At 67.0% G+C, this 19,135-nt stretch carries 23 protein-coding genes; 9 read left to right on the top strand and 14 right to left on the bottom strand.

Translation table 11 applies throughout. The features are described 5' to 3' along the window. Nucleotides 1-4: 4 nt before the first annotated feature. From JT720_RS11135 to JT720_RS11100, 8 genes are all read right to left on the bottom strand, one after another. A complete protein-coding gene (locus JT720_RS11135) occupies nt 5-865 on the bottom strand; it encodes a class I SAM-dependent methyltransferase (protein WP_205481433.1) in 861 nt (286 codons plus the stop codon). Then, nucleotides 865-2,097 (bottom strand): M16 family metallopeptidase, encoded by a 1,233-nt coding sequence (locus tag JT720_RS11130; protein ID WP_205481305.1) that lies wholly within the window; start codon nt 2,095-2,097, stop codon nt 865-867. The genes JT720_RS11135 and JT720_RS11130 overlap by 1 nt, the downstream gene beginning before the upstream one ends. Next, nucleotides 2,094-2,684, bottom strand: coding sequence for an SURF1 family protein (locus JT720_RS11125; RefSeq protein WP_205481304.1), 591 nt, complete (start codon nt 2,682-2,684; stop codon nt 2,094-2,096). The genes JT720_RS11130 and JT720_RS11125 overlap by 4 nt, the downstream gene beginning before the upstream one ends. Beyond that, nucleotides 2,681-3,055: a DUF983 domain-containing protein gene (locus tag JT720_RS11120; protein ID WP_237219792.1), complete on the bottom strand. Its 375-nt coding sequence runs from the start codon at nt 3,053-3,055 to the stop codon at nt 2,681-2,683. The genes JT720_RS11125 and JT720_RS11120 overlap by 4 nt, the downstream gene beginning before the upstream one ends. Continuing rightward, on the bottom strand, nt 3,052-3,897 hold the full coding sequence (locus tag JT720_RS11115) for a cytochrome c oxidase subunit 3 (protein WP_205481303.1): 846 nt from the start codon (nt 3,895-3,897) through the stop codon (nt 3,052-3,054). The genes JT720_RS11120 and JT720_RS11115 overlap by 4 nt, the downstream gene beginning before the upstream one ends. A gap of 82 nt (nt 3,898-3,979) precedes the next feature. Then, nucleotides 3,980-4,525, bottom strand: a complete 546-nt coding sequence (locus tag JT720_RS11110) for a cytochrome c oxidase assembly protein (protein ID WP_205481302.1) — start codon at nt 4,523-4,525, stop codon at nt 3,980-3,982. After that, the gene (locus JT720_RS11105) at nt 4,522-4,668 is read right to left on the bottom strand and encodes a hypothetical protein (RefSeq protein WP_205481301.1); all 147 of its coding nucleotides are present in this window, start codon (nt 4,666-4,668) and stop codon (nt 4,522-4,524) included. The genes JT720_RS11110 and JT720_RS11105 overlap by 4 nt, the downstream gene beginning before the upstream one ends. Before the next feature lie 3 nt (nt 4,669-4,671). Next, on the bottom strand, nt 4,672-5,586 hold the full coding sequence (locus JT720_RS11100; RefSeq protein WP_205481300.1) for a heme o synthase: 915 nt from the start codon (nt 5,584-5,586) through the stop codon (nt 4,672-4,674). A gap of 50 nt (nt 5,587-5,636) precedes the next feature. Between JT720_RS11100 and JT720_RS11095 the strand changes: the two genes are divergently transcribed. Next, the gene (locus JT720_RS11095) at nt 5,637-6,248 is read left to right on the top strand and encodes a peptidylprolyl isomerase (RefSeq protein WP_205481299.1); all 612 of its coding nucleotides are present in this window, start codon (nt 5,637-5,639) and stop codon (nt 6,246-6,248) included. Nucleotides 6,249-6,317: 69 nt separating this feature from the next. Beyond that, complete coding sequence (locus tag JT720_RS11090; protein ID WP_205481298.1) at nt 6,318-7,580, top strand: hypothetical protein; 1,263 nt, start codon at nt 6,318-6,320, stop codon at nt 7,578-7,580. 161 nt (nt 7,581-7,741) lie between these two features. On the opposite strand, the gene ctaD is transcribed toward JT720_RS11090, so the two are convergent. Continuing rightward, a complete protein-coding gene (gene ctaD, locus JT720_RS11085; RefSeq protein WP_205481297.1) occupies nt 7,742-9,415 on the bottom strand; it encodes a cytochrome c oxidase subunit I in 1,674 nt (557 codons plus the stop codon). A gap of 26 nt (nt 9,416-9,441) precedes the next feature. Continuing rightward, entirely contained in the window at nt 9,442-10,614 is a 1,173-nt protein-coding gene (gene coxB, locus JT720_RS11080) for a cytochrome c oxidase subunit II (RefSeq protein WP_205481296.1), read from the bottom strand. A 180-nt stretch (nt 10,615-10,794) separates the two neighbouring features. Here coxB and pyrE point away from each other — a divergent pair, with 180 nt between their 5' ends. The 5 genes from pyrE (at nt 10,795) to JT720_RS11055 (ending at nt 14,696) form a co-directional block, all read left to right on the top strand. Next, nucleotides 10,795-11,376, top strand: coding sequence for an orotate phosphoribosyltransferase (pyrE, locus tag JT720_RS11075; RefSeq protein WP_205481295.1), 582 nt, complete (start codon nt 10,795-10,797; stop codon nt 11,374-11,376). A gap of 17 nt (nt 11,377-11,393) precedes the next feature. After that, nucleotides 11,394-12,125 (top strand): pyridoxine 5'-phosphate synthase, encoded by a 732-nt coding sequence (locus JT720_RS11070; RefSeq protein ID WP_205481431.1) that lies wholly within the window; start codon nt 11,394-11,396, stop codon nt 12,123-12,125. Between the two features lie 91 nt (nt 12,126-12,216). Continuing rightward, nucleotides 12,217-12,624 (top strand): holo-ACP synthase, encoded by a 408-nt coding sequence (gene acpS, locus JT720_RS11065; protein ID WP_205481294.1) that lies wholly within the window; start codon nt 12,217-12,219, stop codon nt 12,622-12,624. Then, nucleotides 12,625-13,575 carry a signal peptidase I gene (gene lepB / locus JT720_RS11060; RefSeq protein WP_419555394.1) on the top strand — a complete coding sequence of 317 codons (951 nt, stop codon included), beginning with the start codon at nt 12,625-12,627 and terminating at the stop codon, nt 13,573-13,575. Beyond that, complete coding sequence (locus tag JT720_RS11055; RefSeq protein WP_205481293.1) at nt 13,575-14,696, top strand: AI-2E family transporter; 1,122 nt, start codon at nt 13,575-13,577, stop codon at nt 14,694-14,696. The genes lepB and JT720_RS11055 overlap by 1 nt, the downstream gene beginning before the upstream one ends. Here JT720_RS11055 and JT720_RS11050 read toward each other — a convergent pair. Further along, on the bottom strand, nt 14,678-15,181 hold the full coding sequence (locus JT720_RS11050; protein WP_205481292.1) for an FKBP-type peptidyl-prolyl cis-trans isomerase: 504 nt from the start codon (nt 15,179-15,181) through the stop codon (nt 14,678-14,680). The two genes, JT720_RS11055 and JT720_RS11050, sit on opposite strands and share 19 nt — an antisense overlap. Nucleotides 15,182-15,246: 65 nt before the next feature. After that, nucleotides 15,247-15,453 (bottom strand): 30S ribosomal protein S21, encoded by a 207-nt coding sequence (rpsU, locus tag JT720_RS11045; RefSeq protein WP_118858261.1) that lies wholly within the window; start codon nt 15,451-15,453, stop codon nt 15,247-15,249. 271 nt (nt 15,454-15,724) lie between these two features. Here rpsU and JT720_RS11040 point away from each other — a divergent pair, with 271 nt between their 5' ends. Then, complete coding sequence (locus JT720_RS11040) at nt 15,725-16,444, top strand: murein L,D-transpeptidase catalytic domain-containing protein (protein WP_237219793.1); 720 nt, start codon at nt 15,725-15,727, stop codon at nt 16,442-16,444. Between the two features lie 185 nt (nt 16,445-16,629). On the opposite strand, the gene JT720_RS11035 is transcribed toward JT720_RS11040, so the two are convergent. Continuing rightward, a complete protein-coding gene (locus tag JT720_RS11035; protein ID WP_205481291.1) occupies nt 16,630-17,925 on the bottom strand; it encodes a L,D-transpeptidase family protein in 1,296 nt (431 codons plus the stop codon). Between the two features lie 267 nt (nt 17,926-18,192). Here JT720_RS11035 and JT720_RS11030 point away from each other — a divergent pair, with 267 nt between their 5' ends. After that, nucleotides 18,193-18,486, top strand: a complete 294-nt coding sequence (locus JT720_RS11030) for a PilZ domain-containing protein (protein ID WP_205481290.1) — start codon at nt 18,193-18,195, stop codon at nt 18,484-18,486. On the opposite strand, the gene JT720_RS11025 is transcribed toward JT720_RS11030, so the two are convergent. After that, nucleotides 18,483-19,127: an arylesterase gene (locus JT720_RS11025; protein WP_336511998.1), complete on the bottom strand. Its 645-nt coding sequence runs from the start codon at nt 19,125-19,127 to the stop codon at nt 18,483-18,485. The two genes, JT720_RS11030 and JT720_RS11025, sit on opposite strands and share 4 nt — an antisense overlap. Between the last annotated feature and the right edge of the window lie 8 nt (nt 19,128-19,135).

The following is a 19,135-nucleotide window of genomic DNA, read 5'->3' as shown; positions in this document are numbered from 1 at the left end:
TCGGCTAGTCGCGGCTCCAGCGGGCGAAGATGGCGGTGGGAAGGAGCAGCCCGCGCGATTCCTCGCGCACGGCCATCTCCCCGCATTCGACGCGTCCGCCGAGGTCCGCGAAGGTCTGGCGGACGAGTTCGCCGATCGCCAGCGCCGACATGCGTACGGCATATACGGTCAGGACCAAAAAGCGGCTGTCGGTATCGAGCAGTCGGCGGCAGTCTGCGAGCAGCGGGGCGAGATGCTCTTCCAGCCGCCAGACCTCACCGGTCGGGCCGCGACCGAACTTCGGCGGATCGAGCAGGATGCCGTCATAGCGGCGACCCCGCCGGACCTCGCGCGCGGTGAACTTGGCGGCATCCTCGACCAGCCAGCGGATCGGCCGGTCGACCAGGCCGGAGAGGGTGGCGTTGACCTTGCCGGCGTCAACGCTCTTCTTCGAGGCGTCGACGTGCACCATGCGGGCGCCGGCTTCGCTCAGGTGCAGGGTGCCGACACCCGTGTAGCCGAAGAGGTTCATGATCTCCGCGCCATCGGCCCGTTCGCGCATCCAGTCCCATTGCGGCGCCATGTCGGGGAAAAAGGCGAGGTGGCGGAAGGGGGTGAGAGAGGCGTTGAACTGCACCTCGCCGCGCCGCAGCGGCCAGGAGCGGGGGACTGGACGGTGCTGAACCCACCGGCCGCCGCCCTCCTCGTCGCTGCCGGGAATGAAGCTCGCGTCCGCATCCCAGTTGGCCGAGGCGGGTGCCCACATGGCCTGCGGTTCCGGGCGGATGACGCGCACCGAGCCGTAGCGCTCCAGCTTGCGGCCGTCTCCGCAATCCAGCAGGCCCCAGTCGGACCAGGGCTCCGCGACGATGGTCGTGAGCGGAATCACGCGGCGAGAGCGAGCCGGCCGCCGCCGATGGACGCCAGCGCCGTGGGCCCGGTCAGCAGTGCCGAGCCGGCGCGGCGCGCGGCGGCGGTGTCGACCGCGTTCAGTTCGCCGACCATCTCGTCAAGGGAGACGAGCCGGCCGAAGATCTCGAACGATCGGGCATGCTGGTCCGCGCGGCCCTGGACGGACTCGAGCGTCATCCGAAGGCTCGCTTCGATCTGGGCCTTGGCCCGCGCGACTTCCGCATCGGTCAGGGTGTCGGCGGCGTCGGCGACCACCTGCCGGGCGAGCGCGAGCGCGGGCGCAGCATCGCCGCGGTCCGTCGCCGCGCCGACGGCGAAGATGCCGGCGTCGGCGAAACCCTGGGCCCAGGCGTAGATGGAGTAAGCGAGGCCGCGCTCCTCCCGGACCTCCTGGAACAGCCGCGATGACATGCCGCCGCCCACGGCCTGGGTGAAGACGGAGGTGGCGGGCATGTCCGGGCTGGCGGCGGCGGGGGCCGGCATGGCGAAGGTCCAGTGGGCCTGCTCCGACTGGCGGCGATCGAGCAGCTGCGTGCCGCCGAAGCTCGAGGGTGCGGTGGCCGGGGGCGGCGTGGCGGGCATGTCGGCGAAGCGCTGTTCGGCGAGGCGCAGGATGGCGTCTTCATCGACCGCGCCGCAGGCGACCAGCAGCAGGCGGGTCGCAACCCATTCCTGTTCGGTCCAGCGAACGAGGTCGGCGCGGGTGAATGCACGGATTGTCTCGGCGCGGCCGATCACGGGGCGGCCGAGCGGCTGGGCCGGGAAGGCGGCCTCGAACAGGCGGTCGCCGACGAGATCCTCCGGATTGTCGAGGATTTCGCCCAATTCCGACAGGATCACGCCCTTTTCGCGCTCGAGCTCGTCAGGATCGAAGGCGGGCGCTCGAACGAGGTCGGCCAGGAGGTCGAGCGCGAGGGGCGCGTGCGGACCGAGCGTGCGGGCATGAAAGGCGGTCTGGTCGCGCGCGGTCCAGGCGTTCAGCTGGCCGCCGACGTCCTCGATCGCCTCCGCGATCTGCCGGGCGGAGCGGATGCCCGCGCCCTTGAACACCATGTGCTCGACCATGTGGGCGAGACCGCCCTTGTCCTCCGCTTCGGAGCGGGAGCCGACCCCGGCGTAGATGCCGACCGCGGCCGACTGCGCGCCGGTCATGGGATCGACGATGATCGCCATTCCGTTCGGGAGCCGGTGGAGACGGGCTGTCATTCGGGTGCCTTCGCCAAGCGGCCACGCAGGGCGAGGCCGTAGATGATGAGGGCTGCGGCGGCGAACAGGAACCATTGCATCGCGTAGGAGCGGTGATTGTTGGGGATATCGGCAGGGGACGGCGGCGCGCTCGCCTGGAGGTCCGCGAGCCCCGTGGCGGAGATGAGGCGCATCCGGTGTTCGGAATCGGGAGCGATTACACCGCTGACGGGACCGCCCTTCCACTGGGCACCGGCACGCGGATCCTTGGACCAGCCGATGTCGACGCGGACGCCGGGGCCCTCGGCACCGGTGCGGCAGTCGACGAGATGGCTGTAGCCGCTTTCCCCCTGGGCATTGCGCCCGGCGATGACCTTGCTCGCGACGGGCTGCAGGCACATGGCCGACGCCTTGCGGAACAGCGGCAGCTTGTTGTCCGCCGGTGGGATGGACGGCCAATTGACGGCGGGCAGGTTTGCAGCTGCCTCGTAGCGGAGGAGTAGCGCTTCCTTCTCGCGGGCGCGGGAGAGCTGCCACACGCCGAGCGCGATCATGGTGGCGACGGCGGCCGCGACGATCAGCGTGGGAATGAGAGGCACGCGCTTCATTCGACGATCCGGCCCTCGCGGGCGGCGGTGTGATACTCCTGCGCCAGGAGGAACGCCTTGGCGAGGCGCAGCCCGCCTGCGGTCAGGGCAAGGCCGAGCGGGATCCAGATCAGATGCACCCACATCGGCGGTTCGAACGCCGCATCCACCACCAGCGCTCCCACCGTCAGCACGGCGCCAACGATCAGGATGAGGAAGGCGGCCGGCCCGTCACCGACGTTGAACTGGGTGAAATCAAGTCCGCACTGGCTGCACCGGGGTTCGAAGCTGGCGAAGCCCTGGAACATCTTGCCCGTGCCGCAGCGGGGGCAGGTGCCGCGGAGCGTCGCTTCGAGCGACGTTGCCCCGCGGCTCTGTGGGTCGGAGGTCAACCGTGGACCGGCGCGCCCCAGCCGCCCCAAACGTAGATGGAGACGAACAGGAACAGCCAGACGACGTCGACGAAGTGCCAGTACCAGGCCGCCGCCTCGAAGCCGAAGTGCTTCTGCGGCGTGAAGTCGCCCTTCACCGCGCGAATATAGCAGACGATCAGGAAGATGGTCCCGATGATCACGTGTGCGCCGTGGAACCCCGTCGCCATGAAGAAGGTCGAGGTATAAACGTTCGCCGGACTCTCCTCCGTGCCGTTCTGCAGCGAGAAGGAGAAGGGCGCGTGGATGTACTCGTAAGCCTGGATCGCGCTGAAGATGATGCCGAGGATGATGGTCAGCAGGAGCCCGCGCTTCAGGCCTTCACGGTCTCCGTGGATCAGGGCGTGGTGCGCCCAGGTGACGGTGGTGCCGGAGCAGAGCAGGATCAGCGTGTTGAGCAGCGGCCAGCTGAACGGGTTCAGCACTTCCATGCCGGCGGGCGGCCACTGCGCTCCAACGCTCTCCACCGCGCTGGGGAAGAGGGCGTTGTCGAAATAGGCCCAGAACCAGGCGAGGAAGAACATCACCTCCGAGGCGATGAACAGGATCATGCCATAGCGCAGGTGGAGCTGGACAATCGGGGTGTGGTCGCCCGCGCGGCTTTCGCGGACGACGTCGCGCCACCAGCTGAACATGGTGAAGAGAACGCCGGCCAGACCCAAGCCGAACACGAACCGCCCGTAGGGGTTGTCGTGCATCCACATCACGCCGCCGCCGGTGAGCAGCAGGGCCGACATGCTGCCGACGAACGGCCACAGGCTCGGCGGGAGGATGTGATAAGGATGGTTCTTGGTGGCAGCCATGGATCGACGCGTTCCTCGTGTATTTTGAGGCCGCTTTAGGGGGCCTCGCGTAATCTCGCAACGGGCTCCGGATGACGGGCGGTCAGCTCGCCCCGGCGGTCTTCTCGAGCGGGTAGAAGGTGTAAGACAGGGTGATCTCGTCGATGTCGCGGGTGCTCTCGTCCTCGCGAATCTTCGGATCGACGAAGAAGACGACCGGCATGTCGACCTTCTGTCCGGCCTTGAGCGTCTGCTCCGTGAAGCAGAAGCATTCGATCTTGCTGAAATACTGGCCGGCCTTGGCGGGCGAGACGTTGAAGATCGCGCGTCCGGTGGTCGGCCGAGCCACCAGGTTCTCGGCCTGGTAATAGATGGTCGTGCGAGCACCGGGGTGGACCCGCACCACGTTCTGCTTGGCGGAGAAACGCCAGGGCAGAGCGGGATTGATGTTGGCATCGAACCGCACCCCGACCTGGCCCGCGACCGCGCCCGGCGCTTCTTCCGCGCGCATGGGCGTTCCGCCGAAGCCGGTCACCTGGCAGAAGAGGCGGTAGAGCGGCACCGAGGCGAACGCGACGCCGATCATCACCAACACGAACAGTGCGGCCTTCAGCGCCGTGTTGCGGTTGCGGACGGCGAGGCTGGTCATTGGTTCACCGTGATCTTCGCGATGGTGACGAGAAAGACGAGCAGGACAAAGGCGCCGAGCAGGAGCGCCGTGACCTTGGCTCCGCTCCGCTGGCGCTGGCGGATCAGCTTCTCGTCGGGGCGCGGGTCAGGAGCTTCGGCCATGGTTCATCCCAGGAGCGGCGCTGCGAAACGATCGGCGACAAGCGCTCCGAACAGCAGGAACAGGTAAGCGATGGAGAAAGCGAACAGCCGCTTCTCCGGGCGCATCTCCGCAGGTTCGGTCGAGCGGTTGCGCAGCACGCCGAGCGACAGGAACAGGAAGAAAGCGGAAAGAGCGACCGCGGCGATGCCATAGATCGGTCCGGTCAGCCCAAGCGGCCATGGCGCCACGGCGACCGCGGCCATCGGCAGGCTGTAGAGAGCGACCTGTCTACGGGTCGCCTGGAGGCCGGCGACGACCGGCAGCATTGGGACGCCCGCGGCCGCATAATCCGAGCGCACGAACAGGCTGAGCGCCCAGAAATGCGGCGGCGTCCACAGGAAGATGAGCAGGAACAGCAGCACCGAAAGGAGCGCCAGCTCCCCCGTCGCAGCCACCCAGCCGATCAGCGGCGGGAAGGCGCCTGCTGCTCCGCCGATCACGATGTTCTGCGGTGTGCGGCGCTTCAGCAAGACCGTGTAGATGTAGGCGTAGAAGAAGATCGAGAAGGCCAGGATCGCGGCCGCCAGGTGGTTGGCAGCGAGGTCCATCAGGATGACGGAGGCGGCGGACAGGCCGATGCCGAAGTGGAGCGCCGTCTGGCGATTCAGCCGCCCGGCCGGAAGCGGACGTCCCGCGGTCCGGCGCATGTTCGCGTCGAGGTCCGCCTCATACCATTGGTTGAGCGCGCCCGCACCGCCTGCGCCCAAGGCGACACACAGGATGCTGGTGAAAGCGAGGACCGGATTCATCGACACCGGCGCCGCCAGCAGCCCGCAGAGGCCGGTGAAGACGACCAGCGTCATCACGCGCGGCTTGGTGAGCGCGAACAGGTCCCGCCAGTCGGCTGGCAGGTCGTGGGTGGCGGCAAGGGTGTGCATGACTCGCGGCGCATATAGAGAGTGCGGCGGCTAGGCGCTAGGCTGGCCTCATGACCATCCGAATCACCTTGCTTCTGAGCGCGTTGCTGCCCGCGCCGATTTTCGCCCAGCCTGCCACTCCGCCCGCCGCCGAGGCCCCGAAGGACGACCTCGTCCGGGTGGCGCTTGAGACCGAGAAGGGGCGCATCGTGCTGGCGCTGGACCGGGCGCGCGCGCCGGCCACTGTCGCGAACTTCCTGCGGTACGTGGAGGCCAAGCGGTTCGACGGCATCACCTTCTACCGCGCAATGACCTATCCGGGTGGCGGCGGGCTGATCCAGGCCGGCATCACCAAGGACGCGCGCCTGCAATTCCCGCCGGTGAAGCATGAGTCGACGGCCGAGACGGGCCTCAAGCACGAAGAGGGCGTCATCTCGATGGCGAATGCCGGGCCCGGCACCGCGCGGTCGGACTTCTTCATCCTGGCGAGCGCGACACCCAGCCTCGACGCCACGACGACGAACCCCGGTTTCGCCGTGTTCGGGCGAGTGGTGGAGGGCATGGACGTGGTGAAGGCCATCCTTGCCGCGCCCACCGACCCGAACAAGGGTGCGGGCTCTATGAAGGGGCAGATGATCGCCGAGCCGGTGATGATCCGGTCTGCGCGGCGGGAGTCCGAGTAGCGCGCGAGCGCCTCACCCTCGTGCCGCGACCGGCAGATCGATTGAGACTCGTTCCGAGGCTTCGAGCGATTGCTACTGCCGAAGGAGGAGGTGCGGGTGACGGGACAAAATGCTGCCGAGCGCGCCACCACATTCTCGCGCGTGCGAGTTAAAGCGCTTGCTTTGCTCACCGGCATTACCTGCGTCCTCGCTAATGCGGTCTCACTGACCAGCGGAGTTGGCGATGCGCATTCCGCCCCGGTCGGAGCGGTTATCGGACAGCAGCTTTGGAACGCTGCGCAGGTTGGCCTTCTGCTGCTCCTGCTGTGCATGTGGTGCGTCGGGCGGCGATGGTGGGTCGTCCTGCTGTCGGTGGCGGCCCTCCTGGCCCTCCCGTTCGGGATCTATGTGGGGAGTCCCGGCGGCTGGATCCTTGCTGCGCTCCTGCTGCTGATTTGCGGGGCCGCGTGGAGCACCCGGGTCCCTGACCTTTGCTTTACGCTCACCGACGAACCGGCTCGCTCAGCGCCGCTGGTGACCCGGTTCGAGTTCCTCGCGTTCGTCTGCACCCTGTTCTGTTCGATGTACAACTTCCAGGTGAACGGCTCGATCTGGCCGCATTGGGGAAGCGTCTACGCCAGTGTTGCAAGTATGATCGGTTTCACCCCCGACGTGCCTACGGTGGCCCGGAGCATGTACACCCTCAGCCTCGAAGGAGTGGTGATGCCTCCGTATGTCCCGATCGGCAACGTCGCCACCGGTAATCTGGGGGCCGTCGTCTTTCTCCTGATCTGGACGGTCCTGCCTTTTCTCTACGTGCTGTATTTCTGTGTGCTCGCGAAGCTCGCGAAGGACTCTCCCGGGACCCGACTGCAGCTATTCCTGTGTGCTTGCTGCATTGTCCACTTCCTCTTCCTGACGGATTTCGTGGATTATAAGTTCGGGCGAGGGTTCGTGAATCCTCTCACACAGGAGTTCCACTGGACCGAGCGCTTGGCGTGGCGGATCGCGATCCTGCTGCCGATCTATCAGAAGGTCCTGACCGGCTACTTCCGGCAAGGAGCCGGTCTCATCGGTGTGGTGCTCCACTATGCGATCGCGTGCTGGGGCCTCTTCTTTATGGTCTATTACGTGCTGTTGGTCGACGTGCCTGGCATCTACGAGGCTGCCTTCGACCACGACGTCGACCTTCACCGGCTGATCGGGGTCCCGTTCAACGAAGCGCTCGGCTACTATGGAGCGCTCGTGCTCATGACCTTCGTGTATGCGTTCACGGTCCTCTTCATGCCGAGCAAGCGCATCTGCGTGATCGACGCCGGCTCGGCTGAACGACAAGGTGCCGGGACCCCCTAGTCCGAGAACCAATGGTACCCGGTCGGCCAGACGGTAGCGGTCCGACCTGTTGTTGGACGGACCGGCGCCGCAAAAAGACAGCGCCCCGGCCTTTCGACCGGGGCGCTGAAGTCTCCGACTGAACCCCGCAGCGGAGCGCGGGGCCAACAGAGAGGTTTGGACTAGTCGATCTTCGGCAGGGTCTCGAACTGGTGGTACGGCGGCGGGCTGGGGAGGGTCCATTCCAGCGTCGTCGCGCCTTCGCCCCAGGGGTTCGCCTCCGCCTTCTTGCCGGCCAGCAGCGACCAGAAGAGATTGACGAAGAAGATCACCATCGCGCCGGCCGTGATCATGTAGCCCACGGTCGAGACGTAGTTCCAGTAAGCGAACGCGTCCGGGTAATCCGGGTAGCGCCGGGGCATGCCATCGAGGCCCAGGAAATGCTGCGGGAAGAAGATCACGTTCACGCCGATGAACATAACCACGAAGTGCAGCTTGCCCAGGAACTCGTTGTACATCTTCCCGCTCATCTTCGGGAACCAGTAGTAGAAGCCCGCGAAGAGGGCGAACACGGCACCGAGCGACAGCACGTAGTGGAAGTGCGCCACGACGTAGTAGGTGTCGTGCATGTAGGTGTCGACGCCGCCGTTGGCGAGCACCACGCCGGTCACGCCGCCGACCGTGAAGAGGAAGATGAAGCCCAACGCCCACAGCATGGGCGTCTCGAAGGTGATCGAGCCGCCCCACATGGTGGCGATCCAGCTGAAGATCTTCACGCCGGTCGGAACCGCGATGATCATCGTTGCCGCCGTGAAGTACATCTTCACGTTCACGTCCATGCCGGTGGTGAACATGTGGTGCGCCCAGACGACGAAGCCGACAACGCCGATCGCAACCATGGCATAGGCCATGCCGAGATAGCCGAACACCGGCTTGCGGCTGAAGGTCGCGACGATCTGGCTGACGATGCCGAACGCCGGCAGGATCATGATGTACACTTCGGGGTGACCGAAGAACCAGAACAGGTGCTGGTAGAGGACCGGATCACCGCCGCCCGACGCGTCGAAGAAGGCAGTGCCGAAGTTGCGGTCGGTCAGCAGCATGGTGATCGCGCCCGCCAGCACCGGCAGTGCCAGCAGCAGCAGGAAGGCGGTGACCAGCACCGACCAAACGAACAGCGGCATCTTGTGCAGGGTCATGCCCGGAGCGCGCATGTTGAAGATGGTCGTGATGAAGTTGATCGCGCCCAGGATCGAGCTCGCGCCCGCCAGGTGGAGCGAGAAGATGGCGAGATCCACCGCCGGTCCGGCCGATCCGGAAGTCGACAGCGGCGCATAAGCTGTCCAGCCGATGCCGGCGCCCAGGCCCGTCCCGCCCGACACGAAGGAGGAGGCGAGCAGCAGGACGAAGGCCGGCACGATGAGCCAGAAGCTGATGTTGTTCATGCGCGGGAACGCCATGTCCGGCGCGCCGATCATGATCGGCACGAACCAGTTGGCGAAGCCGCCGATCAGCGCCGGCATGACCATGAAGAATACCATGATCAGGCCGTGGGCGGTGATCAGCACGTTCCAATGGTGCAGAGCTTCGTCGAAGTTGGTGCTGCCCGCACCGAACGGCCAGGCACCGGTCAGGACCTGGATGCCCGGTTCCGCGAGCTCGGCCCGCATGATGCCGGAGATGGCACCACCGATGATCCCCGCCAGGATGGCGAAGATCAGGTAGAGGGTGCCGATATCCTTGTGATTGGTCGACATGAACCAGCGGGCGAAGAAGCCCGGCTTGTGGTCCGCGTCGTGATGCGCGTCATGGCTCTCGTGAGCCTGGAGCGGAAGGGTGTCTGCGGTCGTGGCCATGTCTGTCTCTGGTCCGCTCTTTGCGATCAGTTGCTGCTGTCGGTGGCTCGGTTCGCCACGCCAGCCTGGGTGTTGCCGGGAACGGCGGGAGTCGGGTTGGTCGGCGGTGCCGCGCCCGCGCCGGCCGGAGCAGGAGCAGCCTGGACCGCCGCCGGGGTGACGGTCGTCGCTGCCGTGCTGTCCGGAGCGGCAGCCGGACGCGCGCCCGGCATGGTGCCGCCCTTGCTGGCGACCCACTGGGCATAACGCTCGGGGGTCACGACTTCGACTGCAATCGGCATGTAGGCGTGACGCGCGCCGCACAGTTCGGAGCACTGGCCGAAGTAGACGCCTGGGCGGTCGACCTTGGCCCAATATTCATTGAGTTGGCCCGGGTTGGCGTCGATCTTCACCCAGAAGGCGGGAATTGCGAAGCTGTGGATCACGTCGTTTGAGGTGACAATGAACTTCACCACCTTGCCCGCGGGGATCACCAGCCGCTCGTCCACCGCCAGCAGGCGCGGACCGTCGCGGTCGGTGCGGAACCGGGCGCCGGCGGCGACCTCGTTCTTTTCCTTGAGCATGTTCGAGACGATCTCGAACCCGCCATTGTCCGGATACTGGTAGGTCCAGTACCATTGGTTGCCGATCACCTTGACGGTGAGATCGGCCGGCGGCGGCGAATACTGGTGCCGAATGAGGCGGATCGAGGGAATGGCAATCGCCACCAGGATCAGCACCGGAACCAGGGTCCAGACCACTTCCACGAAGGTGTTGTGGCTGGTCCGCGACGGGGTCGGGTGAGCGCTGCGGCGGTAGCGGATCATCGCGTAGAGTAGCAGGCCGAGCACGAACAGGCTGATCGCCGCGCAGAGCGCCAGCAGCCAGTTGTTGTGGAAGGCCGCGCCCTCCCGTCCGATCGGGGTGAACTGCGGCTGGGTGCCCATCGCGCCGGGAGTCGGCATGCCGATGCCCTCCGTCGGGGCGGCATGGTCGAAGGTCGGAGTCGCTGGCGCGCCGGCCGCGGCGGGAGCAACCGCGCTCGCCCCCGGAGTCGGGTCGGTGACCGCGCCCGGAGCGGGTGCGGCGGCAGCCGGAGCCGGAGCGGCCGCTGCGGAAGCTGCCGGGCTGCCTTGAGCGCCGGCGTCCTGCGTGCCCTGTGCGGCTGCAGGAGTGAGCCCGGCGGCTGCCAGGGCGATTACCCATCCAATCAGTTTCATTCCAACCCCGGTGAGCGGTCTGTAAAAAAAGGGCAAACGCGGAAACGCGCGCCCGAAGCCGCGGCCTTATAGGAGCGCATGGCCGCTCTCTCAAGCGCTAGTCTGATACACCGGAACGGCCGGTTGAAGCAGGCCTTCCCGACGCCTATCAGCATCTGGGAACGGGTGAAGCGAAGTGCAATGACGAACGAAGAGGTACTGGACGAATTCCGCGCGGCGCGGGCGCTGCTGGAGGGGCACTTCATCCTCTCCTCGGGACTGCGCAGTTCGCGCTACCTGCAGTGCGCGCGCGTCCTGATGGACCCCGCCCGGGCGGAACGGCTGGCGACCGCGCTGGCCGCGAAGATTCCGGCGAGCATACGGGATTTGGTCGAGGTGGTGGTCTCGCCCGCCATGGGCGGCGTGATCATCGGCCACGAAATGGGGCGGGCGTTGCGGCGTCCCGCGATGTTCGTGGAGCGGCCCACCGGCACGTTCGAACTGCGGCGCGGGTTCTCACTGGAGCCCGGGACCAAGGTCCTGCTGGTCGAGGACGTGGTGACCACGGGGCTATCGTCCCGCGAGGCGATCGCGGCGGTGGAGCGCGCAGGGGGCAAGGTCGTGGGAGCGGCCGCTCTGGTTGACCGGTCGAACGGGACCGCGGACCTTGGAGTTGAATTCACGCCGCTCATCCGGCTGGACGTCCCGACCTATGCGCCGGAGGCTCTGCCACCGGAGCTGCAGGCGCTGCCGGCGGTGAAGCCGGGGAGCCGGGCCGCTTGAGCCTGCCGCCCTACGACATGGCTCAGGACAAGCTGCGCCTCGGCGTCAACATCGATCACGTCGCAACCATCCGCAACGCGCGCGGCGGCGAGCATCCCGATCCGGTTCGCGCGGCGCATGCGGCCGAGGCGGCGGGGGCGGACGGGATCACGGCGCATCTTCGCGAGGATCGTCGCCACATCACGGACGGCGACATCGAGCGACTGATGAGCGAGATCCGGCTGCCGCTGAACCTCGAAATGGCGGCAACCGAGGAGATGCTGGCCATCGCACTGCGCCATCGGCCGCACGCGGCCTGCATCGTGCCGGAGAAAAGGGAGGAGCGGACGACGGAAGGCGGGCTGGACGCCGCGGGTCAGCTCGAGGTCCTGACGCCGGTCGTTGGTAAGCTGTCCGCGGCAGGCATCAGGGTAAGCCTGTTCATCGAGGCGGAGCCTCAACAGATCGAGGCCGCCATCCGCCTCGGCGCACCCGTGGTGGAGTTCCACACCGGGCGGTATGCCCACCTCGCGGCCGATCAGCGGGAGTCGGAGCTCAAGCGCATCGCCGATGCGGCGGCGCTGGCAGCCAAGAACGGGATCGAGCCGCATGCGGGGCATGGGCTGACGTTCGACAACGTCTCGCCGATCGCCGCCATCCCGCAGGTACGCGAACTCAACATCGGGCACTTCCTGATCGGCGAGGCGATCTTCATCGGCCTGGAGGAGAGCGTCCGGCGCATGCGCGCGTTGATGGATGCGGCGCGGTGAGCGCCCCGGTTCGTAAGGCGCATGCGGCGATGAGCAGGCGTGAACTGCCCACGGCAGCTCACGTGCCCGTCTTCGCCGGGGCAACCTGCTCATGATCATCGGCCTCGGCTCCGACCTGTGCAACATCGAGCGGATCCAGGGTTCGCTCGACCGGTTCGGCGAGCGGTTCCTGCAGCGGGTGTTCACCGAGGCCGAGCAGTCCAAGGCCGCTCAGCGTCCGTTCACGGCCGCGGGCACATTGGCGAAGCGGTTCGCAGCCAAGGAGGCCTTCTCCAAGGCGGTGGGCACGGGGTTCAAGCGGGGGGTGTTCATGAAGGACATCGGAGTGGCGAACCTGCCGTCCGGCGCGCCGACGCTCAAGCTGACCGGCGGTGCGCGGGCGAGGCTTGACGCCCTGACCCCGCCGGGCCACGCCATCGACATTCATCTGACCATGACCGACGATCACCCGTGGGCACAGGCGTTCGTCATCCTCTATGCCCGGAAGCTGGAGTCCTGATTGAGCGACGAGGTTCAGACGTTGACGCCGGACCAGCTGCCCGCGGCCGACCCGGCTCCGAGCGCCGCGGCATCCTCCAAGCGCTCGGCCGTGTGGCGGGAGATCAAGGGCCTGAGCCTGGTGCTGCTGGCGGTGCTGCTGTTCCACAGCTTTGTCGCCAAGCCTTTCTACATTCCGTCGGAATCGATGATGCCCGGGCTGCTGAAGGGCGACCGGCTGGTGGTGAGCAAGTATCCCTACGGCTGGTCGTTCGTGTCGCCGACCATCCCCAACCCCGTCGGCATCTTTCGTTCGCTGGTGCTGCGCGATCCGACCGCCAGCTGGGGCGTGACGCTGCCGTTCAGCGAAGGTCGCGTGTGGGGCAAGGTGCCGGAGCGAGGGGACGTGGTGATCGTCACGCCGCCGGGCATGAACGAGGACTATATCAAGCGGGTGGTCGGCCTGCCGGGCGACACGATCGAGGTACGGGATGGGCGCCTCATCATCAACGGCCTCGCGGTGCGCCGCGAAGTGCGTCCGCCAGCGATGATCCCGGTGGACGAGAATGCGCCATGCGGCCTCGAATTCCTGGGCTTCAAGGTGCAGGCGGCGGACGGCAACTTCTACTGCCGCCTGCCGATCGTTCGCGAGACGCTGCCGAACGGCGCGACCTATGACACCATCGACTTGGAGACGAGCCAAGGCGACACCTACGGGCCAGTGAAGGTCGAGCCGGGGCACCTGTTCCTGATGGGTGACAACCGCGACCGCAGTGCGGACAGCCGCTTCGCGCTGGGCGGATCGTCGCACGGCCTCGGCGGGCCGGTGCCGTGGGAGAATATCGGCGGGCGCGCCGAGTTCATCACCTTCAGCCTGGATGGCAGTACGCAGTGGTATAACCCGCTGAGCTGGCCCGGGGCGTTCCGCTCAGGACGGGCGGGCACTTCGCTCAGACCCGCGACGGCCGACTGATGGCCGAACCGGCCCAGCCCCATGTCGAGCGGCCGGGACCGGCCGAGTTCGACGATCCGGTCGTTCGAACGGAGTTGAAGCGAGCCACGGTCTGGATCGGCCTGGCCCTGCTTGTCGCGGGCGTCATCTTCCTGGCGCAACCGCTGCTTCTGATCGTCGGCGGGCTGGTGTTCGCGGTGGTGCTGGACGGGGGTACCCGGCTGCTTGGCCGAGTGCTGCCGATCCCGCGCGGGTGGCGGCTGCTGATCGTCACCCTGGCCGGCTTCGGGTTCCTGGGCTGGGTCTTCTACTATGCGGGGACCACCTTCGCCGCGCAGTTCGAGGCGCTGCGAGTGACGGTCGAGGCGCAGGCGATGCGGCTCTATGCTTGGGCGGCGGACCATGGATTAGTAACCGCAGGCAGCCCGGACACGATCAGCCAGCAGGTGCTGGGCTCGGTCGGGCGGCTGACCAGCGCGGTCGGGAGCGCCGTCGGGGTGCTGACCAGCGGGTTCCTGATCCTCATCATCGGCATCTTCATCGCGATCGAACCGCGGCTCTACGATCGCGGCGTGGCCTGGATGCTGCCGCTGCGGCACCGGACGAGCTATTATCAGATTGCCGAGCGGGTCGGCTTCACGCTTAGGCGCCTGCTGTTCGGGCGGATCGTCGGAATGGTGGTGGAAGGCGTGTTCACCGGCTTGATGCTGTGGGCCGGAGGAGTGCCGATGGCGGCGCTGCTGGGGCTGCTCACGGGCCTGCTGGCATTCATCCCCAATATCGGGGCGATCATCTCCGGGATCCTGATGGTGGCCGTGGGGTTCAGCGCCGGCGTCGACCAGGGACTGTGGGCGATACTGACCTATTTCCTGGTGCAGAACATCGATGGCTATCTGATCCTGCCGTACATCGCCCGCAAGACGGTCGACCTGGCTCCGGCCGTTGTGCTGGCGGCGCAGCTGGTGTTCGGCGCGCTGTTCGGTTTTCTCGGCCTGCTGCTGGCCGATCCGATCCTGGCCGCGATCAAGGTGACGCTGGAGCAGTTCAGCAAGCAGCGCTCAGGTCTGGAGGAGGCGGAGAGTATGGAAGCGGCACCGGCCCTCGAGCCGGCGCCAGCTGCGGATCACATTCCGGGCAGCTGAGCTCCGGGCCCAGCCATGGCGGCTGCGCCGCGCACGACTTCAATCACCTTGATGTCGAACAGCAGGTCGGTGTTCGGCGGGATGGGGCTGCCTGGCGGCGGATTCTCGCCATAAGCCTGAGCGGCCGGAATGCGGATCTTGTAACGGCCACCCTTGCGCATCTGCTGCAGGGCTTCGGCAAAGCCCGGCACCACCTGGTTGACCAGCAGCGGGGCAGGGCGGCCTTCGGTGCTCTCGAACTGCGTGCCGTCGGGCAGGCTGCCGACATATTCGATGAGGACGCCGTCCTGGGCGGTGATCACGGGACCCTCGCCCTCGACAAGGGTGCGGAACTGCACGCCGCCCGGCGTGACTTCGCCGCGCAGTTGGCCGGCGCCGAACCAGGCGAGCAGCACGCCGGCAAGAATCAGGAGCAGGAGGCCGAAGCCAAGGCGCAGCCGGGTTGCCCGCGCCACGGGCCGAATCGGAACCTGGGTCGCACTCATGGGATGCCCCTGACAGCCTTGGGAAGAGTAGGACCGCCCACGAGGAGCGGCCCGGAATGCCGAACTTAACGGGCGCCTTCGCGCTCGATCCGCTTGCGCTCCAGCTTGCGGGCGCGGCGGATGGCGGCGGCCCGCTCACGAGCGCGCTTCTCGGACGGCTTTTCGTAATGACGACGCAGCTTCATCTCGCGGTACACGCCCTCGCGCTGCAGCTTCTTCTTGAGCGCGCGCAGCGCCTGGTCGACGTTATTGTCGCGAACGATGATCTGCATAAAAGCCGTTCAACTCCTGTGTTCTCGAACTCGGCAGGCGCCCGCCCGCGGGCTAAACCACTGCACAAAAGAATGGGTTCGCCGGGAACAAAGGTTCACGACGGTCCGTGCGCCCTATCAGCGTCCCCAACGCTTTTCAACCCGCAAGAGTCCGCGCGGGACACGCCGAGCCGACAAGTGCAAGCGACGAACGGCGGCTGAGGTTGCGTCTGGTTATCGGCGATTAACCCTTTGTGCGGTATAAGGTTCACCTTCGAGTGGAGGGTCGTGGATGTCGTTTTCCGGGGTGGTTGGTCGTCGCGAGATGCTGCGCATGGGCACAATTGGAGCCGGCGCGGCGATGCTGTCGTCGGCGGCGTCGGCGAACAGCCTGCCGGCGTTTACCTTCCGAACCGCGCCTGCGATTGCGGATCCGCTCGCACCCATCGCGTCCGTGCCCGCTGCGCCCGTGGCGCAGCCCGCCGGTCCCGTCGGCGTTAACCCGCACTTGTTCGAGAAGGCCAAGGCGGCGCTCGAGCAGCATTCGCGGCGTGGCGCGGTCCGCTACCGCGACAGCATCGGTGTCGTCGACTTCTCGCTCGCGAGCCGCGAATCGCGCTTCCACATCGTCAACCTGCTGGACGGCCAGGTGGAGAGCCACTTCGTGGCGCACGGACGCGGGTCCGATCGCGCCCATTCGGGCTGGCTCGAGCAATTTTCCAACGATTTCGGATCCCTGGCGACCTCGAACGGCGCTTATGCGAGCGCGGATTTCTACCACGGCAAGTACGGCCTCTCGATGAAGCTGCACGGGCTCGATTGGTCGAACAACAATGCGCTCGAGCGGGCGATCGTGGTTCACCAGGCCTGGTATGCGGAGCCGGACATGATCGGCGTGCATGGCAAGCTGGGCCGTTCGGAAGGCTGCTTCGCCTTCGGCCGCACCAGCCATTTCGATGTGATGCGCCGGCTTGGCCAGGGCCGGATGATCTACGCCGACAAGATCGCGTAACGCAGGGCCGGGCTCGCGCTCACCTTCAATCATGTCGAATGAGGTTTGGAGCAGGGGCGTGTTCCTTTGGGGAACATAGCCCTACTCACCCTTCGACAGGCTCAGGGTGAGCGCAGCTCGGTTCCACCCTTCGACAGGCTCAGGGTGAGCGCGAACTCGGGCGGCGGAGGGCCGCTCCGAGCGGATCAGCGGGCCGCGGTCTGGGTCTGCTTTGCGCCCGGCCCGACGCCGGCGCGGTCGTTCAGCGCGGCGAGAACCTGGCCGTCGCGCTTGTACAGGTCCTGGTAGGTGACGATCTTGCCGTCCACCAGCGCCGCGGCGCTGAAGTAGACGATGTAGACTGGCACCGGTTTGACGAAGTTGGCCGGGGTCGACTTGCCGCTCGCCAATGCGGCGTCGATCTTCTCGCGAGTCCATTCGCCGCCGTCGTCGCTCAAAAGCTCTGCCGCGAGGTCCAGGATGTGCTCGGTCCGGATGCAGCCGTGGCTGAGGAAGCGGGCGCGGGCGTCGAACAGGCCTCGGTTGTTGGTGTCGTGCAGATAGATGGCGTGCGGGTTCTGCATGACGAACTTGATCTTGCCGAGCGCGTTCGACGGTCCCGGTGGCTGCCGCCAGCGCTGGACCTTGCCGTCCTTGCCGCGAACCGCGACATAGCCGCGCTTGCCCGCGACTTCGCCTGAGAGGCTCTTGGGAACTTCCCACCACGGGTTGAGGATCACGCCGGTGGCGTTCACCGACAGCTGCGGCGTGGGAGTCTTCACCGCCCCGGCGATCGCCCGGTGCTTCCAGCGGGTGACGCTGTTCTCGACCAGCGTCGCGTGCTGCCCGGGCACGTTGACGATGATGTAGCGGTTGCCCAGGTCCCGCGGCAGCCAGCGCCACCGGTCCATGTTGAGCTTGATCTTGTCCAACGTCGCCGTGTCGGTCGGCGCGGTGACGCTCAGGGCATTGCGGAGCGCGCCATATTGCGGGTGCGTCGGCAGGAGGGCGCGCAGCGTCTGCGGAATGGTCCGCGTCGCCAGCGCCTGCTCCAGCAGCTGCCGCTGCCGGTCCTTGTCGAGATCCTTGTCGACTACGAACCACTGGATGCGGGCCGAGCCGCGGACGTGTCCGAGCGCCAGGTCCATGGACAGCTTGTTGAAGACGTCCGTCGCGACCTTGGACAGGCGCAGCGGATCGCTGTCCTGCAGCGCTGCCTGGAGCAGCTGCGGGTCATAATCGCGCGGATCGAGGCCTTCGCTGCCGACCTGCTGGACATAGGCGAGCAGCGCTTGCGCGTCGGCGGGCTGCCACAGCGGCGGCGGGAGCTCGACCGGTGCGGGGGCGACCGTCGGGGACGTGCCTGCGGGAGCGAGCGGATCGGCGGATGGCTGCGTCGTGGTGGGCGTGCCGGGCTGGACCTGCGCCGCCTGTGCCATTGCCATTCCCGCCGGGACGATCGCCGCCGACGTCAACGCCCACACTGCCCAACGCGCTTTCATGATGTCCAACCTGTTTGTTCGCCGTTCGTCACGGGTCAGCCTTGCCCGAGGCCACCCATACACGCGATGAACGCGGCCATCCAGTGTCGCGGAGGCCACAGCCGCGCCAAGCTTTCCTTAAGCGGACGGGCTTAGGAAGATTTCCATCAGCCTCGCAGGCGCTTGAACAGGAACGAGAAAGTGGACATGGCATGGGGGCGCGGCACCAGCCGCGACAGTGAGAGTTCATGGCTTCGCCACTCCGCTGGCGAGGAGTTCAGGCACGTGATGATCAGGGCGAGGATCGGGCAGGACATCGCGGACCGGCGGGCCGCGGAGCGCATGCCCGTGGAAATCGACGCCAAGGTGCGTGAGCTGGGAACCACCGGCACCGAAGCGCGCGTGCTCAACCTGTCGAGCACGGGCTTCATGGCTGAGACGGAGGGCGAGTTCGAAGTGGGCGCACGCGTGTGGCTGATGATGCCCGGACGCGAGCGCGCCAACGCCGTCGTTCGCTGGATCGCTGCGGGCCGAATCGGCGCGGAGTTCGCTGAGCCGCTCGACCCGGAGATGCTGCCCTAGTCCTTGGGCAAGGCCCGCTGAACCGTCGGCAGGATGCCGGTGACGATCCGCTTCACTCCCTCGAAGTTCGGGTGCACGCCGTCCGACAGGATGAGGGCACGATTGCCGACCACGCCCTGGAGAAAGAACGGATAGAGCGTGGCGCCGTGCTTGCGCGCGAGCCGCGGGTACATGCCGTCGAACTGCGCCCGGTAGCGTGGGTCCAGGTTCGGCGCGGCCAGCATCCCGGCGAGCACGACGGGAATGTCGCGCTTGGCGAACTCGGTCAGCATCGCATCGAGGTTGCGCTCCGCCAGGGCCGGGTCGACGCCGCGCAGCATGTCGTTGGCGCCAAGCTCGAGGATGGCGAGATCGGGCTTGCGCTGCAGCCCGTCGAGGGTCCAGCGCAGGCGGGCGAGGCCGCCCGACGTGGTGTCGCCCGACACTCCGGCGTCGTGCACGGTGGCGGCGATCCCGTGCCGCCGAAGCGCGGCCTGGAGCTGGGGCGCAAAGCCGAGCCCTCGCCCAAGGCCATAGCCGGCGGTCAGGCTATCCCCGAACGCGAGGATGAACGGCTCCGCGGCGGGAGCGGGAGCCTGGGCGGCGGCTGGGACGGCCATCGCGAGGAACGGCGCAAGGGCCGGGAACAGCAGCTTCATCATATGTACCG

The organism is Sphingomonas arenae (assembly GCF_016924655.1).
GTDB lineage: Bacteria > Pseudomonadota > Alphaproteobacteria > Sphingomonadales > Sphingomonadaceae > Sphingomicrobium > Sphingomicrobium arenae.
This window is presented reverse-complemented; position numbering and strand designations above follow the sequence as displayed.

Coding starts and splice junctions, on each gene's coding strand:
- JT720_RS11100 (WP_205481300.1), bottom strand. CDS start 5,586: ATGCACACCCTTGCCGCCACCCACGACCTGCCAGCCGACTGGCGGGAC.
- JT720_RS11115 (WP_205481303.1), bottom strand. CDS start 3,897: ATGGCTGCCACCAAGAACCATCCTTATCACATCCTCCCGCCGAGCCTG.
- JT720_RS11095 (WP_205481299.1), top strand. CDS start 5,637: ATGACCATCCGAATCACCTTGCTTCTGAGCGCGTTGCTGCCCGCGCCG.
- JT720_RS11110 (WP_205481302.1), bottom strand. CDS start 4,525: ATGACCAGCCTCGCCGTCCGCAACCGCAACACGGCGCTGAAGGCCGCA.
- rpsU (WP_118858261.1), bottom strand. CDS start 15,453: ATGCAGATCATCGTTCGCGACAATAACGTCGACCAGGCGCTGCGCGCG.
- coxB (WP_205481296.1), bottom strand. CDS start 10,614: ATGAAACTGATTGGATGGGTAATCGCCCTGGCAGCCGCCGGGCTCACT.
- JT720_RS11030 (WP_205481290.1), top strand. CDS start 18,193: ATGATCAGGGCGAGGATCGGGCAGGACATCGCGGACCGGCGGGCCGCG.
- acpS (WP_205481294.1), top strand. CDS start 12,217: ATGATCATCGGCCTCGGCTCCGACCTGTGCAACATCGAGCGGATCCAG.
- ctaD (WP_205481297.1), bottom strand. CDS start 9,415: ATGGCCACGACCGCAGACACCCTTCCGCTCCAGGCTCACGAGAGCCAT.
- JT720_RS11125 (WP_205481304.1), bottom strand. CDS start 2,684: ATGAAGCGCGTGCCTCTCATTCCCACGCTGATCGTCGCGGCCGCCGTC.
- JT720_RS11040 (WP_237219793.1), top strand. CDS start 15,725: ATGTCGTTTTCCGGGGTGGTTGGTCGTCGCGAGATGCTGCGCATGGGC.
- JT720_RS11055 (WP_205481293.1), top strand. CDS start 13,575: ATGGCCGAACCGGCCCAGCCCCATGTCGAGCGGCCGGGACCGGCCGAG.
- JT720_RS11070 (WP_205481431.1), top strand. CDS start 11,394: ATGGCTCAGGACAAGCTGCGCCTCGGCGTCAACATCGATCACGTCGCA.
- pyrE (WP_205481295.1), top strand. CDS start 10,795: ATGACGAACGAAGAGGTACTGGACGAATTCCGCGCGGCGCGGGCGCTG.
- JT720_RS11130 (WP_205481305.1), bottom strand. CDS start 2,097: ATGACAGCCCGTCTCCACCGGCTCCCGAACGGAATGGCGATCATCGTC.
- JT720_RS11025 (WP_336511998.1), bottom strand. CDS start 19,127: ATGATGAAGCTGCTGTTCCCGGCCCTTGCGCCGTTCCTCGCGATGGCC.
- JT720_RS11105 (WP_205481301.1), bottom strand. CDS start 4,668: ATGGCCGAAGCTCCTGACCCGCGCCCCGACGAGAAGCTGATCCGCCAG.
- JT720_RS11050 (WP_205481292.1), bottom strand. CDS start 15,181: ATGAGTGCGACCCAGGTTCCGATTCGGCCCGTGGCGCGGGCAACCCGG.
- JT720_RS11035 (WP_205481291.1), bottom strand. CDS start 17,925: ATGAAAGCGCGTTGGGCAGTGTGGGCGTTGACGTCGGCGGCGATCGTC.